14 protein-coding genes are annotated in these 15,784 nt (G+C 35.9%); 10 read left to right on the top strand and 4 right to left on the bottom strand.

All coding sequences use genetic code 11. From position 1 onward, the window contains the following. Nucleotides 1–151 precede the first annotated feature (151 nt). Nucleotides 152–1,114: a tryptophan--tRNA ligase gene (trpS, locus tag LGB01_02280; protein MCB4753042.1), complete on the top strand. Its 963-nt coding sequence runs from the start codon at nucleotides 152–154 to the stop codon at nucleotides 1,112–1,114. 70 nt (nucleotides 1,115–1,184) lie between these two features. Here the strand turns inward: trpS and murI are convergent, their stop codons facing one another. From murI to LGB01_02265, 3 genes are all read right to left on the bottom strand, one after another. Further along, nucleotides 1,185–1,982 carry a glutamate racemase gene (murI, locus tag LGB01_02275; GenBank protein ID MCB4753041.1) on the bottom strand — a complete coding sequence of 266 codons (798 nt, stop codon included), beginning with the start codon at nucleotides 1,980–1,982 and terminating at the stop codon, nucleotides 1,185–1,187. Nucleotides 1,983–2,027: 45 nt separating this feature from the next. Continuing rightward, complete coding sequence (rho, locus tag LGB01_02270; GenBank protein MCB4753040.1) at nucleotides 2,028–3,347, bottom strand: transcription termination factor Rho; 1,320 nt, start codon at nucleotides 3,345–3,347, stop codon at nucleotides 2,028–2,030. 212 nt (nucleotides 3,348–3,559) lie between these two features. After that, a complete protein-coding gene (locus LGB01_02265; GenBank protein ID MCB4753039.1) occupies nucleotides 3,560–3,949 on the bottom strand; it encodes a hypothetical protein in 390 nt (129 codons plus the stop codon). A gap of 89 nt (nucleotides 3,950–4,038) precedes the next feature. Here LGB01_02265 and LGB01_02260 point away from each other — a divergent pair, with 89 nt between their 5' ends. The 9 genes from LGB01_02260 (at nucleotide 4,039) to rfaE1 (ending at nucleotide 14,006) form a co-directional block, all read left to right on the top strand. Continuing rightward, nucleotides 4,039–6,456 carry a heavy metal translocating P-type ATPase gene (locus LGB01_02260; GenBank protein MCB4753038.1) on the top strand — a complete coding sequence of 806 codons (2,418 nt, stop codon included), beginning with the start codon at nucleotides 4,039–4,041 and terminating at the stop codon, nucleotides 6,454–6,456. 114 nt (nucleotides 6,457–6,570) lie between these two features. Beyond that, nucleotides 6,571–6,813 (top strand): cbb3-type cytochrome oxidase assembly protein CcoS, encoded by a 243-nt coding sequence (gene ccoS / locus LGB01_02255; GenBank protein MCB4753037.1) that lies wholly within the window; start codon nucleotides 6,571–6,573, stop codon nucleotides 6,811–6,813. Between the two features lie 114 nt (nucleotides 6,814–6,927). After that, nucleotides 6,928–7,632, top strand: a complete 705-nt coding sequence (locus LGB01_02250; protein MCB4753036.1) for a hypothetical protein — start codon at nucleotides 6,928–6,930, stop codon at nucleotides 7,630–7,632. 82 nt (nucleotides 7,633–7,714) lie between these two features. Continuing rightward, on the top strand, nucleotides 7,715–9,172 hold the full coding sequence (locus LGB01_02245) for a phosphomannomutase/phosphoglucomutase (protein MCB4753035.1): 1,458 nt from the start codon (nucleotides 7,715–7,717) through the stop codon (nucleotides 9,170–9,172). Nucleotides 9,173–9,184: 12 nt separating this feature from the next. After that, nucleotides 9,185–10,402 (top strand): glucose-6-phosphate isomerase, encoded by a 1,218-nt coding sequence (locus LGB01_02240; protein ID MCB4753034.1) that lies wholly within the window; start codon nucleotides 9,185–9,187, stop codon nucleotides 10,400–10,402. A gap of 61 nt (nucleotides 10,403–10,463) precedes the next feature. Then, nucleotides 10,464–11,303, top strand: coding sequence for a UTP--glucose-1-phosphate uridylyltransferase GalU (gene galU / locus LGB01_02235; GenBank protein MCB4753033.1), 840 nt, complete (start codon nucleotides 10,464–10,466; stop codon nucleotides 11,301–11,303). A gap of 198 nt (nucleotides 11,304–11,501) precedes the next feature. Next, nucleotides 11,502–11,780 carry a DUF655 domain-containing protein gene (locus LGB01_02230; GenBank protein ID MCB4753032.1) on the top strand — a complete coding sequence of 93 codons (279 nt, stop codon included), beginning with the start codon at nucleotides 11,502–11,504 and terminating at the stop codon, nucleotides 11,778–11,780. A 211-nt stretch (nucleotides 11,781–11,991) separates the two neighbouring features. After that, a complete protein-coding gene (gene gmhB, locus LGB01_02225; protein MCB4753031.1) occupies nucleotides 11,992–12,570 on the top strand; it encodes a D-glycero-beta-D-manno-heptose 1,7-bisphosphate 7-phosphatase in 579 nt (192 codons plus the stop codon). Nucleotides 12,571–12,584: 14 nt separating this feature from the next. After that, nucleotides 12,585–14,006 (top strand): D-glycero-beta-D-manno-heptose-7-phosphate kinase, encoded by a 1,422-nt coding sequence (gene rfaE1 / locus LGB01_02220; protein MCB4753030.1) that lies wholly within the window; start codon nucleotides 12,585–12,587, stop codon nucleotides 14,004–14,006. On the opposite strand, the gene LGB01_02215 is transcribed toward rfaE1, so the two are convergent. Then, a complete protein-coding gene (locus tag LGB01_02215; GenBank protein ID MCB4753029.1) occupies nucleotides 14,003–15,712 on the bottom strand; it encodes an ABC transporter ATP-binding protein/permease in 1,710 nt (569 codons plus the stop codon). The genes rfaE1 and LGB01_02215 overlap by 4 nt on opposite strands. Nucleotides 15,713–15,784 lie beyond the last annotated feature (72 nt).

The raw sequence follows: 15,784 nt of genomic DNA, 5'->3' as shown, positions 1-15,784 counted from the left end.
TTGTAAAAGAAAGAAATATGATTATATAGCAATTTTACTTCAGCACAATCTATTTAGTTAAAATAGATAGTAGCATAACTAAACAAAAGAGGATATAGAAAAATATACCAATTTCCTGCTATAATTTTGAAAATTTTAATTAGGGAGTAATATGCGAGTACTCACAGGAATACAGGCTTCAGGGAAACTTCATATTGGTAATTACTTTGGTGCAATGAAACCAATGATTGAACTACAAAAAGAGCATGAGCTCTTCACTTTTATTGCCAATTATCATTCGCTGACTACCTCCAAGGATGCTGAAATACTTGGACAGTATACACTTGATGCAGCGGTAGATTACCTCTCTGTAGGCATTGATCCTGAAAAAACCACTTTTTGGGTACAAAGTCATGTGCCACAGGTTCTTGAACTCTACTGGATTCTCTCAAAGTTTACTCCTATGGGTCTACTTGAACGTGCTCATAGCTACAAGGATAAGGTCTCCAAAGGTATTCCTGCATCACACGCACTCTTTAGTTACCCTGTGTTAATGGCAGCAGATATTTTACTTTATGACACCAAGAAGGTTCCCGTAGGAAAAGATCAAATCCAGCATGTGGAGATAACACGCGATATTGCCATAAAATTCAATAACGAATATGGAGATATTTTTATACTTCCGGAACATATGGTACAAAAAGAAGTTGCAACCATTCCTGGTATTGATGGGCAAAAAATGAGCAAGAGCTATGGTAATGCTATCGACCTTTTTATGGATGAAAAGCTATTACAAAATCGTTGTAAAAAAATTATCTCCTCTTCTATGCCATTGGGCGAACCATTGGAATGGGAGAACTGTCATATTTACAACCTTGCTACCCTCTTCCTTGATGGAGAAGAAAAAAAGGAACTTCAAGCACGCTACAGAAGTGGTAAAGAGGGATATGGTCACTTCAAAAAATATCTCAAAGATCTAATCTGGGAAGAGCTGGAAGAAGCACGTGAAAAACGTGCCTACTATCTAAAACATATGGATGAAGTACATGATATTCTTACCATGGGGGCAAAAAAAGCTAGTGAAATTGCCAATAAAAAAATAGAGGTAGTCAAAGAGGCAATTGGGCTATTCTAATCATGGTATTGTATACATGATAGTTTTTTCAAGTTAATGCAGATATTTTTAATAACCCAGTATTGCTATACTAGATACAAATAGATGTGATATGTGACGAGAATCCAAGCAGTGTTGAGACAACACTACGATCTATCTTCCCAGTCGTGTAGAGCTTTACATCAAAATCTCCTTTATTCTTATACCCTTGTTGTACCAACAAGGAAAGCAATCGCCTTGCTATCGGCTCTCCTGTATGAATAAGGTTTGGCTGATTTCCCATAATCTTAACAATCATATCTCCTACAAGTGGGTAGTGTGTACATCCTAAGACAATTGTATCTACATCTTCATCACGCATTGGGCGCAACCATGACTCTAACATCTTTTGAGTCTTCGGATGGTCTATTTTTCCTGCCTCAATCTGTTTCACAAGCCCAGGGCATGCTTGCTCAAAAAGGGTAATATCTTTCTGCAAGAAAAGATTATCAACAAGCTTCCGGTACTTATCACCTTTGAGCGTTGCTGGTGTTGCTAATATGCCAATTTTTCCTGTTTTAGTCTGTTCGATTGCAGGTTTAACTGCAGGTTCTGTACCAATAATAATAAAATCTGTATAGCACTTACGAAGCACTTCTATAGCTGCGGAAGTTGCGGTATTGCAGGCAACCACCAACACATCAATCTGATGATGCTCAATAAGAAAGTCAGTAATATCAATAGTATATTGTCGTATCTCTTCCTCTGTTTTTTCACCATAGGGAGCATGTATCGTATCGGCAATATAAAAGAGTTTGGCACCCTTAATAAGTTCTTGAATAGCCTTAACTACCGTTAAGCCACCCAAACCAGAGTCAAAAACTCCAACCCTTAGCTCCTCACTCCTCACTCCTCACTCCTCCACTTAGCAAAAGTGATTTTTCCTTTCACTATACTATTCATTCATCATTATCAAAAACTCTTTATTGCTTTTAGTCTTCATCATCTTAGAGTAAAGGAATTTAAGTCCTTCAACTTCTTCCATATTCTGCATTGCATTTCGAAGTGCCCAAACTTTTTGAAGGGTTTCAGGATCAACCATAAGCTCCTCTTTACGAGTACCAGACTTAGTCACATCAATAGCAGGATAGATACGGCGTTCTGCCACATAACGACTAAGAACTACCTCTGAGTTCCCCGTTCCTTTAAATTCTTCAAAAATTACCTCATCCATGCGACTTCCAGTTTCAATAAGTGCAGTGGCAATGATAGTAAGACTTCCACCTTCTTCAATATTACGTGCTGCACCAAAAAAACGCTTGGGCTTGTGTAGAGCATTGGCATCAACACCACCAGAGAGTACTTTCCCAGAACTTGGTGTTACTGTGTTGTAAGCACGTGCCAAACGGGTAATGGAATCAAGTAAAATAATAACATCTTTACCCATCTCAACACGCCTTTTGGCTTTTTCAATAACCATCTCAGCTGTTCTAACATGATTTTGTGCAGGAAGATCGAAAGTCGAAGCATACACTTCTCCTTTAACTGAGCGTTGCATATCAGTTACCTCTTCAGGACGTTCATCAACAAGCAATACCATAAGTGAAGCATCAGGATTGTTATGGGTTACACCATGTGCAAGCTCTTTAAGTAGTTCAGTTTTACCAGTACGTGGTGGTGCAACAATGAGTGCACGTTGTCCTTTGCCAATAGGTGCAAAGAGATCAAGTACACGTCCAGTCATCTTCATAGGATGATACTCCATCCTTAACTGCTCAGAGGCATAAAGTGGTGTGAGATTATCAAAGAGTGGACGCTGCTTAGATTTATCTGGCGGCAAGTAGTTAATTGCCTCTATTTTTAAAAGTGCGTAGTATTTCTCCTGATCTTTAGGTGGACGTACCTGACCAGTAACAATATCTCCATTACGCAGCGCAAACCGCTTGACTTGTGTTCCACTAACATAGGTATCGTTACTAGAGTTCGCAAAATTACCATCAATAGATCGTAAAAATCCATATCCATCAGACATAATCTCCAATATCCCCGTATAGAGAATGAAGCCACCTTGGCTCACCTGCGACTTTAGAATTTCAAAGATAAGATCTTTTCGTTGATACTCGTTAGGATTTTCAACACTAACCTCTTTGGCAATACTAACAAGTTCTTCAAGGGGTTTTTGTTGGAGATCTTCTATTTTATATCCCTGTACGGGTATGTGGGTCCTGTTATTTTTTTTTCCTGTATGACTATTGGATTTCTTGCTATCGCTCATAATTCCTCTTATTTTAATTTATGATTATTTAGAATGGGGATTAAAATAGTAGTAATAAGTACTGCTATGTAGTGTAGGTATTATAATGCTTTTTGACTGAAATGTCAATGTCAAGTTAATTTGCTTTGAGGCTATTAATGTATATGGTAAAAACTATTTCTTAATTTTATCAAGTACAAAAACATAGGTAAGATTAATTAGTATGTATGTGTCTATGCTAATGCTAAAAAAAGTAGTGATGGATAGAGTATCACGCCTGTAAAAAAGAACCATGAAGGTATATGCCACTGGAGTATAGCCGATAGCTCATCAGGTACTTTTTGGTGAATATAGATTACTTTAATCAATTCAAGTTTATAAAAAATATCAAATACCTTCATTGCAATAATCATAACCATAGAGAAGTTCAATATATCTGTTGCTATCACTACAAAAAGAGTAAAATAAAATGTTGGATGGGCTAGAAAAAAAAGAAAAATACTCTTGTGATACCAAACATAGAGACGTTTTATAATATCACCAAATATGTGTGCACGCTGCACTATTGCTTCAAAAAGTTCTAGAATAATAAGGACTGTTGTCAATAAGAATATATTTTCCATGCGGGATTTTACCCACTTTTGGATAAAATAAACTAAGCTATAATTTGGTGGGTATCAATCAAAAAATAAGATATTATAAGGATAGTTATTTGGCCCAAGTCCCTTGTACCCACTGCAACCTCATTTTTGATAAATCAGTCATGATTACAGAAGAACATTCTGACAAAAAGCTCTATTTCTGTTGCAAAGGGTGCCAAGGAGTCTACCACTTACTCGAAGAGGAAGGACTTAGTAGCTTCTATATCAAATTGGGTAACACTAAACTCCAGCCTACCATACACAAAAATGAAGACTTGAAAAAATTTGACCTAGAAGGATTTAAGAAAAAGTATATCAAAGAGGATGAGAATGGTCTGCTTGAAATTAACCTCATCATTGAAGGCATCCATTGTTCTGCCTGTATTTGGTTAAATGAAAAGGTACTTCACAAAACAGACGGAATCATTGAAGCGACCATTAATTATACCAATAATAAAGCTAAAGTAATTTGGGATCCAGACGAGATTGCTCTCTCCAAGATTATAGAGACTATTCGCTCCATTGGATACAATGCCTACCCTTATGACCCAACTCTCCAAGAAGAACATGCAATCAAAACACGTAAAGAGTATTACTCACGTATTCTCGTTGCAATATTTGGCTCTATGAATATTATGTGGATTGCCATTGCCCACTATGCTGGTTACTTCAGTGGTATGGAGCAACGCTTCAAAGATATTCTTAATGTTGCAGAATTTATTTTGGCAACACCTGTACTCTTTTACAGTGGTTGGGTTTTCTTTAGAGGTGCCTATTATGGTTATAAAAACAATATTATCAATATGGACACATTGGTTACCTCTGGTGCACTCTCTGCCTATCTTTATTCTATCTATGCTATGGTTACACAACAAGGGGAAGTATACTTTGACTCCGTAGCAATGATTGTTACCTTTATACTTGTGGGAAAATACCTTGAGGTTCTCAGCAAAAAACATGCAGTTGATACACTTGATTCTATTATGGGTAGTACCCCTACAGAAGTAACTGTTGTACAAAATGGTACAAAGGTACTGATTTCAGTAGAAAATATCACATTGGGTGACACTATTGAACTCAAGCCTGGAGAAAAAGTAGTTATTGATGGCATTGTTACCTACGGAGAGGGTTCATTTGATGAAAGTTCATTGACAGGAGAAAGCAAACCAACTCACAAATATAAAGGTAGTACCATTCTTAGTGGTTCTATCTGTTTAGACTCTGTTGTCTGTTATGAAGCAACCAAAAATGTCTCTTCTTCTTTACTCCACTCCATTGTTTCTCTTTTAGAAGAGTCTATTACCAAAAAACCACATATCGAACGCCTTGCTGATCAAATATCAGGTCACTTCTCTACCATTATCTTTCTTGTCGCCATCATAACCTTTTTAGGATGGTGGTACATTGGTGGTACATTGGAACAGGCTCTCATTATCAGTATCTCTGTTGTTGTTATTGCTTGTCCTTGTGCACTTGGTCTTGCCACTCCTATGGCAACACTAGTAGGAATTTCCGTTGCTGCCAAACGCAATATTCTCTTTAAAGAGGCAGGTTTTTTAGAAACAATGGCAAAAAGCAACCTACTCGCCCTAGATAAGACTGGCACCATTACCGAAGGTAGCCCTTCTGTCATTACTGAAAAAGAGTACGCAGACTACGATAAAAAACTACTTTATGCACTTGTCTCTACCTCTAACCATCCTGTCTCTTGTGGTATCGCTGCCTATCTAAAAGAGCAAATTGAATATACAGATCTTCCCCTTAAGCAAATTAAAACCATTCAGGCAAAAGGGATTGAGGCCTATTATTGTGGTCAACAACTTATTGGTGGCAATAGTACATTTATGCAACAGTACAATATTGAGCCTCAAGAAAAGTCTGAACATATGCTTTTCTACTTTGCTGTGGATGGAAAACTTGTTGCCATGTTTGAATTAGCAGACACTATTAGAGAAGGGGCAAAAGAAGCAATCGATTCTATTAGAAAACTTGGTATTCAAGTTGTGATGCTCACTGGTGATAACGAACAGAGTGCCAAACATGTCGCTGATATTGTAGGTATCGATAAAGTATATGCCAAACTACTACCCCAAGATAAAGCAAGCCTGATAGACCACTTTCATAAAACAGGACATACTGTAGTGATGGCTGGTGATGGTATCAATGATACTATTGCCCTTGCTAAATCTAACATTGCTATTGCTATGGGTCAAGGAGCCGATGTTGCTATCTCAGTTAGTGATATTGTACTATTGGATGAAAAACCGCAGAGTATTTACGAAGCATACCGCATCTCTAGACGCACTTATCGTGCAGTCAAGGAGAACCTTGGTTTTTCCTTGTTTTACAACATCATTGCCATCCCTCTTGCTATAGCAGGCTTCATTAATCCACTCATTGCTGCACTTTCAATGAGCTTAAGTTCATTGGTTGTTGTTGGAAACTCTATACGAATTAAAATAATGAAGTTTAAAAAAGGTAGTAAATAATATATTTGCTTTTTTGTCAAGAAAATCTGTTAAAATACCTTAACTTTTTAGAAAAGAGATATTTGACCATGCATCTTACAATAAACTTATCTGCTTATTTCTATGGGGTATTCTATGTCTGACAGTATTGTTATTGTAATGCTTGGTATATCAACACTATTGGGAGCCTCTGGGCTGTTTGCACTTTTATGGGGAGTTAAAACCGGACAATTTGATGATAAATCCAAATTTATTGATGCAGCACGTTTTGACAATGAAGAAGAGCTCAAAGATGCTATTATGATGGAGAAAAAGAAAAAAGCCATAAGAAAGAAAAAAGAGGAGAGAAAGAAAAAATATTATATGCCAGTAGACTAAATTAACAGTTAGTTTTTCAAAATATCTTCCCAAATAGACCAATAACTAATATATCAATAATCATCTCCTTGCTATAATGGCAACTAGATATTAAAAAATAACTGGAGAACATTCATGAAAAAAAGTATTGCTTTATTGCTAATGTTGATGGGGATGCTACAGGCAAGTGGTTTGGGATTTAATATAAACAATAAAGATCTTGAATTTGAAGGAAATATTGATATGGGGTATAAAGGTAGTACAAAGTATTCTATCAATGCTATTTACCTTCGTACTACTCGTTCCCTTAATTATGAAGATATCGATGATTCTAAAGTTGGTGATTATCTTGATGATTTAATTCACAGAAAGATAGGTTTAGGTAGTCAGGTAGTTGATGACTTAACGAAGACCTTATTGCTTGTTCATGATAATTTTGGTTCAATTAGTTTTAATGCTTCAAATAAACTATCATCAGCAAGTGGAGTTGTTTTAACTTTTGGAATTGGAGCTGTATTTGAAAGAAGATTTACAAGAAAATATATAGCCACACCAGTCTCTGGAAAAGTAACTCTTCACCTGCCTTTTGATGGTTCCATTCCCCCCTTAACTCTCTCAACAAAAATATCATATGCACCTTCTGTGCTCTCATTTTTTAATGCAAAACAATACCTTGAATACCGTTTTGAGGCGGATATGGAAGTGATTCCCGATGTTCATGTTTATGGTGGACACAAAAATATCGATACTACCTATAAGACAATTGATAATACTATCTACCTGACATATACTTACAACCTTGTCAATGATTGGTATGGAGGAATCAGGATAACATTCTAAGGATAAAACATAATATATAAATCAAATATATTTGTTAAAAATATAAAAAACGACATACAAAAGGTTAAATGGTACCATTATTATGAAAAGAAATGATGGGCTATCCACTCCACCCATAAGGTCTTCAATCTTTCGTGAATATGACATTCGTGGTATCTATGGCAAAGAGCTTCATGAACAAAGTGTTAAACTTATTGGTTACTATCTTGGACAAAAAATTGGTAGAGAAAAAATTGTCTCCATTGGTTATGACGCACGCTTCCATTCACCTACCTTAAGGGACTGGCTCACCTCTGGACTAAATGCTTCAGGTTGCACTGTACTTGATATGGGCATGGTTGCTACTCCAGTCAACTACTTTTCTAATTATCAGAAAATCAAAGATCTTAAGCCCAAAATACCCCACCCCCTACTCCTTACTTCTCGCCTAGAAACATCCCCTGATGCTTCCATTATGATTACTGGCTCACACAACCCGCCTGAATATAATGGTTTTAAAATTACTATTGATTGTACACCATTTTTTGGTGAATGTATCTATGCACTTGGTAATGAAATTATTACCAATGCTGATAAAATAGTGCCTGATGATACCACAAAAATAGAGATCAATGTCAAAACCCCCTACATTAATTTTATGATTAAGGAGTTTGTACACCTTAAAGAGATGAAGCAAAAAATTATTATTGATTGTGGTAATGGTGTTGCAGATACAGTGCTGACAAAGATTTTTGATGCTCTGTCATTTGACTACGAAGGTCTCTACTGTGAGCCTGATGGTGCCTTTCCCAACCATCATCCTGATCCATCTGAAGAGAAGAACCTTGTTGATGTCAAAGCACTATTAGTAGAGGATGGAGATATTGCTTTTGCCTATGATGGAGATGCCGATCGTATTGCTGTTCTAACACACAAGCATAATATTAAAGGTGATCAAATGGCACTACTCTATACTTTGGGAATGAAAAATCCTACAGTCATAGGAGAAGTTAAATGTTCACAAGTAATGTACAATGAACTCAAACGCCGTGGAGCAACCACTATTATGTATAAAACTGGTCACTCCAACCTCAAAATAAAGATGAAAGAGACAAATGCAGATCTTGCCTGCGAAATGAGTGGACACATCTTTTTTAAGCACCGCTACTTTGGATACGACGATGCTATCTATGCTACCCTCCGTATGCTTGAACTGATCCAAAGAGGTATTGATATCGATACTGAAATAGATTCACTTCCCCAAGTTTTTTCCACAGAAGAGATTAAAATTGAAACTACCGAAGAGGAAAAATTTGCCATCATTAATCAAGTTAAGATATTGCTCCAAAATCCACCAAAAGACTTTCCTGTCATTAAAAGTATTATCGAAGTCGATGGTTTACGTATCAACTTTGAATATGGGTGGGGACTAGTTCGTGCTTCAAATACTACACCTGTACTTGTAACACGATTTGAGTCAACAGATAATATATTAGTAAAAGAATATGAAAAGAAGGTCAATGCACTCATTGATACGGCTAAAAATATATTGAAAAGCTGAAAAGGATTTCTCATGAACTATAGTAAAAACTTCTACCAAATTCGCTCCAATGAACATATTCTCTCACAGCTAAAAAAAGAACGGGAGAAGATAGGGTATTACGATCTTCCATTTGCTGATACATCCAATATCAAAACTTTTGCTCAAAAGGTTACACAGTGCTCTGTTGCAATACTTGGTGTAGGTGGCAGCAGTCTAGGAAGTAGTGCTATTTACAATTTTCTTAAACGTAAGTACCATTTCAAAAAAGATCTATTTTTCTTTGAGACAACCGACCCTATCGATATCAAAGATAAACTTGACCGCATCGACCCAGATAATACTTTTTTTATCATCATCAGCAAAAGTGGTACTACCGTTGAAACAATCAGTATCTTTAAATATCTCTCAGCCTATATCAGTTTTCATACTAACAATACTGCTATTATTAGCAAAAGTGATACCCCTTTATATCGTTATGCCAAAGAGAATACTATCCCTTTTTTTAATTTGGCACAGAATATAGGGGGACGTTTTTCAGTCTTCTCTGTTGTTGGACTGCTTCCTCTTGCTATCATTGGAGTTGACATTGACAACATGCTTAAAGGTGCACAAAAAGTTTATCATAGCTTTTTTAATCATGAACAATTCTATCAAATACTCATGGAAAAAGCACGCTTTTTTGTAGAAAATAAAAATCGGTTCAAAATCAATGTACTCTTTAGCTATTCATCTTCATTAAAAGATTTTAATAAATGGTATGTCCAACTTTGGGCAGAGAGTCTTGGCAAATATAATATTAATGGTACCAAGCAAGGGCTCACCCCTATTGGCCTTATTGGACCTGTTGATCAGCACTCCTTTTTGCAACTTATTATGGAGGGGGTTCGAGACAAAACCGTTACATTCATTAAGGTAGCTGACTTTGAAGAGAAAATTATTATTCCCTCTCATACAACTATCCCAGAATTAGAATATCTTGAAAAGGTTAGTTTTTCTAAACTTATTGACCTTCAAGCAGATGCAACTATAGAGGCAATTGCCACCAAAGAAGATATTCCTTATGATGTTATTACTATTGACAAGGTTGACGAATATAATATTGCTGAACTAATGTATAGCTACGAACTCCTTACTTCCATTATTGGTGCCTTTCTTCAGATTAATACCTATAATCAACCTGGAGTTGAAATAGGAAAGAATATTTTAAAACAAAAGTTAAAAAGTTTTACAGAATACCATAACCAATAACTAATTTGTTATAATACATCATAATAAATATACCAATAACTACCTTGAATTGGAGCTCCTTATGATTCGAAAGTGCCTATTTCCTGTTGCTGGCTATGGTACACGCTTTCTGCCTGCTACCAAAACTACCCCTAAAGAGATGCTTCCCATACTTACCAAGCCTCTCATGCAATATGGTGTAGAAGAAGCACTTAAAGCAGGTATAGGCTCTATGGCCATTGTCACTGGTCGAGGCAAACGTGCTATTGAAGATTATTTTGATATTTCCTATGAACTAGAGCAACAAATCAAAGGTACTTCCAAGGAATTTCTTCTTGATGAAATTCGTACACTCACAAAAAAATGTACCTTCTCTTACACCAGACAGACAGAAATAAATGGACTTGGTCATGCTATTCTCTCTGGTGAGACTCTCATTGGCAATGAGCCTTTTGCCACAATCCTTGTTGATGACCTTTGTGATAATAATGGTAGTGAAACAGTTTTACAACAAATGGTAAAGGTTTATAGAAAATACCAGTGCTCTGTCATTGCCATTGAAGAGATACCTTGGGAAGAGACCAATAAATACGGTATTGTTTTGGGTAACCTTATAGATGGTACTGATGATATCTACCGTGTCACCAATATGATTGAAAAACCAAATCCAAAAGATGCCCCAACAAACATGGCAATCATAGGACGCTATATTTTGACACCTGATATCTTTGATATTCTTAGAAATACTAGTCCAGGAAAGGGTGGAGAGATTCAAATCACCGATGCACTACTTGAGCAAGCAAAACAGGGAAGAGTTATTGCCTACAAATTCAAAGGTCAGCGTTTTGATTGTGGTTCTGTTGATGGGTTTGTTGAGGCAATGAACTATTTTTATAAAAAGTTATGTACGGACAGACTATGACAAATTTTCAACTTACATACTAACTAGCTAACGAGTCTTTTATTGATAAAAATCCTAAAAATTATACAAGGGTACTTAAATATCTTTCTATACTTTTCTATTAAATATACTATCTTTATCATATAAATAATAAATTTTATGTATAATCATTATTGTGCTTTTGAACAATAGCGCAATAAAAAACAATAAAGGACAGCAATGCTTAAAAAAATTATTTTAGTACTTATGGTATTAGTAAGTACAGGTTTTGGCATGAGCCTTGAAAAGCTTAATAGTGCAAGCAAAGAGGAGTTGATGCAGTTTAATGGCATTGGCGAAAAGAGAGCAGATACCATTATTGAAGAGCGGCATAAGGGAGAATTTAAGTCATATGAAGATTTGGCAAAACGTGTAAAAGGTATCGGCAAGAGAGTTATAGCCAATATTAAAGGTGATATTAAAAATAGTCAGGGAGTTAAAAAGAACAAAGAAAAATAGATATAAACAATTTACTCTAAAAATAAATTTCCATAATCCCTACAGACAAAGAATGGAATACTTGTTTCCCTGCTATTTTCAGGGAAACAACTTTGGCTATATGTTTAACGTTTTAGAGTAAATCTATATTTTTTATTTATTTTCTGTGAATTCTCCATTAATTTTAAAAAGTAATTTCTCTCTCTAAGCCCATGAATAATACAATGTACATATGAAACACAAAGCCCTTTTTCTTGACCGTGATGGCATTATCAACATTGACTATGGCTATGTACATAGTATAGATAGTTTTAAATTTATTGATGGTATCTTTGAATTAACAAAATATTTTTCAAACGCAGGATATTTGATCTTTGTGATTACAAACCAGTCAGGAATTTGCCGAGGGTATTACACCGAAGATGACTTTTTAACAGTAACAGCATGGATGGTAAAACAGTTTAGCAAGTATGGTATTGCTATAAATGGTGTCTACCACTGTCCACATACACCTGACACAAATTGCCATTGCCGCAAACCAAATACGGGAATGGTAGAGCAAGCGTGTCTCGCATATAACATTGATCTTGGAAATTCATGGGTGATTGGTGACAAACAGAGTGATATAGATCTCGCTCAAAATGCCAAAATTGGCTATACTATTGCCATTGGAGAAGGTAATTTTTTAAATACAAAGTACCACTTTGCTTCCCTTGCTGATCTTCTTGTATATATAAAATCCAACTCATCCCTAATACCTACTACTTCGGTAACTAGGACTAAAACCCAACAAGGTATAATATCCTTATGAAACAAAAATTATATATGGACAAAATAAGGCAAAAGAAACCACATATTGCAGTAGTCGGTGATCTCATGGTAGATCATTACATTTGGGGTAAATGCGAACGTATCTCACCAGAAGCACCAGTACAAGTACTCGAAGTTGAGAAAGAGAATAGTGTTCTAGGTGGTGCAGGAAATGTTATTAGTAACCTTATTGCCATGGAAAGTCGTGTAGATGTTTTCACAGTGCTTGGTGAAGACAATAATGCCAAAACCATTATCTCAATGCTTCAAAAATCTGGTATTGTTGAATCTATTTTTACTCATGAGATAGAACGTATTACCACAAAAAAGAGTCGTATCATCGCCTCCAATCAGCAGATTATCCGTTTCGATGACGAAAGTAAACAAAAAATTACTCCTGCTTCAGAAATAGAAATTTTAAAATATTTTACTCAAAAGATTGAGCGGTATGACGCTATTCTTCTCTCCGATTATGACAAAGGTGTTCTCACTCCTACCCTGACCCAAAAAATTATTACATTGGCAAAAAAAGCAAAAATACCTGTACTTGTTGATCCTAAAGGAAAGGACTATAGTAAATATTATGGAGCTATGCTAATAACCCCAAACAAAAAAGAGGCTTCAGAGGCAACGGGTCTTTTTCTCGATAGTAATGCCCTTCTTAAAGAGGCTGGTTTTAAACTTAAAAATGAACTAAATTTAACCTATGGCATGATTACACTAAGTGAAGAAGGAATTGCTATTTTTGACAAAGATATGGAGATTATCCCTACAGTTGCGCGAGAAATATATGATGTCACTGGTGCCGGTGATACAGTCCTTGCTTCACTAGGTGTTGCTATTGCAAGTGGTCTAAATATTCGATCTTCTTGTGAGTTTGCCAATAAAGCTGCTGCTGTTGTCGTAGCAAAGGTTGGTTCAGCCACCGCAACTCTTAATGAAATAGAGGAGTATGAGCATTCCCTCAATAAGGGTCAAGCAGAGAGTAAAATAAAAAATTTCGAACAGATTAAGTGGATTGCTAAACGTCTTAAAGCACAAGGAAAAAGGGTTATTTTTACTAATGGATGCTTTGACATACTTCATCGAGGTCATGCTAGCTACTTACAACAAGCAAAAGAACTTGGTGATGTGCTTATTGTAGGACTCAATAGTGATGAGAGCATCAAAAGACTTAAGGGAGAAACACGACCGGTCAACTTACTTGAAGACCGTGCTTATTTGCTTGCAGCATTAGAAAGTGTAGATTATGTTGTTTCTTTTAATGAAGATACTCCCTATAATCTTATTAAGCAAGTGATGCCAAACATACTTGTCAAGGGTGCTGACTACAGAGGAAAAAAAGTTGCAGGAAGTGATATTGTACCTGAGATAAGATTAATTGATTTTATTGAAGGAAAGAGCACGTCAGCAATGATTGACAAGATCAAATGTTAGGGCTCTTGCTTATTAGCAAGCTTTCGAAAAGATTCGGAATCATGGAGTAATGCTTGATAGTTGCCTTGTTCAATAATTTTACCAGATTCAAAAAGTAAAACAGTATCTGCTTTTTCTATAGTAGTAAGTCTATGAGCTACAATAAAGGTAATCATTTCACTTTTAATATTTTCGAGGGCTTTTTGTATTGCCTTTTCACTTTTATTGTCCAATGCGGAAGTTGCTTCATCGAGAATAAGGATATCTGGATCTTTATAGAGTGCTCTTGCGAGTGCAATACGCTGACGTTGTCCACCACTAAGATTTACACCAAACTCATCTAATGATGTATGGATACCCTCAGCCATCTTCTTTACGAACTCCCATGCATATGCTCGCTTAAGTGCATTGATTACTTTCTCTTCGTTTGGTACTTCACCGTAAGCAACATTGGCAAGAATGGTATCTTGAAAAATATAGACACGCTGAGTAACATAAGCAATCTTGCTATGTAAAGATGTAAGTGTGTACTCAGAAATACTCTTCTTGTTAATCTTTATAATGCCTGAAGTTGGGTCATAGAAACGTACCAATAGATTAACAAAACTACTCTTTCCTGCCCCACTATCGCCAACCAAAGCATAAACCCTACCTTTTTGAGCTTCAAGATTAATATGTGTAAGTGCTATCTTACTTCCATATGTCAAGGAGACATTTTCAAAATAAACATTTTGAACAAAAGGCAACTCACTCTTTCCTGATATTATAGTAGGCTTATGTTCAAACAATTCATTCATACGCTCCATTGCAGCAACAGCATCTTGAATAGAATTGTGTATATTGGAAAGTACTTTGATAGGATCATACAGCATAAAAAGTGCTGTTACAAAGGCAAAAAAAGTTCCCACAGTAATCTCATCATGGATAACTTGAAGTGCGCCTACATAAATAGCAACGGCAATTGCCATAGAACCAAAAACCTCTAAAGAGGGGCCAACAAGTGCATTTATTTTCATCTGCTTAATTGCAAGTTGAAAAAAATTCATATTTTCCTTAGCAAAACGCTCATACTCAAAATTCTGTGAAGAGTTTGACTTAATCACTTCAATATTATTAAAAATCTCTGTTAGGCGAGAGGTTAAATCAGAGTTACTCTCCTGCGCACGCATAGAGTATCTCTTCATTTTTTTTGCCAATATCTGAAGCGGTAACAACGCAAGTGGCATAATAACCAAAAAATAGAATGCAAGCTTAGGACTTTGATAGATAATATAGCTTATTAGCGTTACAATAAGTAATAATTTAACCATCATCGTTGGAATCATAGAAGAGACTACCAATTGAATACGGTTAATATCATTTGTAACACGACTAAGTAATTCACCACTACGCATACGGTTGAGATATCCAATATCTTGATACATAAGATGTTTAGCAAGTTTATTACGAAGTTTTCTTACAATATCATCCCCAATATAAACAGTGTAATAAGTTTGCACAAACCGACCAATCGATTTCAACATAAAAACACCAACAATCGCAATTGGTATCAATTTCAACATCTGTTGATCTTTGTTGATAAAGATATCATCAAGTACCGGTTTTAGTAGATGTGCCGAAAGTGTTGTGCCTAATGCTACTGCGATCATACCAAGTATCGAGAGAAAAAATTCTCTCTTGTAGCCATCAAGCATATAAGGAAGAAAGTATTTAATCAGCTGTTTCATTAGTGCGATTATACATTAAATTTCCATTATCTCGGATTATGTGAAGTTTGGCTACCATAACACAAAAGGAGG

Origin of the sequence: Sulfurovum sp. (assembly GCA_020525365.1) — a bacterium.
In the GTDB taxonomy this organism is placed as follows: Bacteria; Campylobacterota; Campylobacteria; order Campylobacterales; family Sulfurovaceae; genus Sulfurovum.
This window is presented reverse-complemented; position numbering and strand designations above follow the sequence as displayed.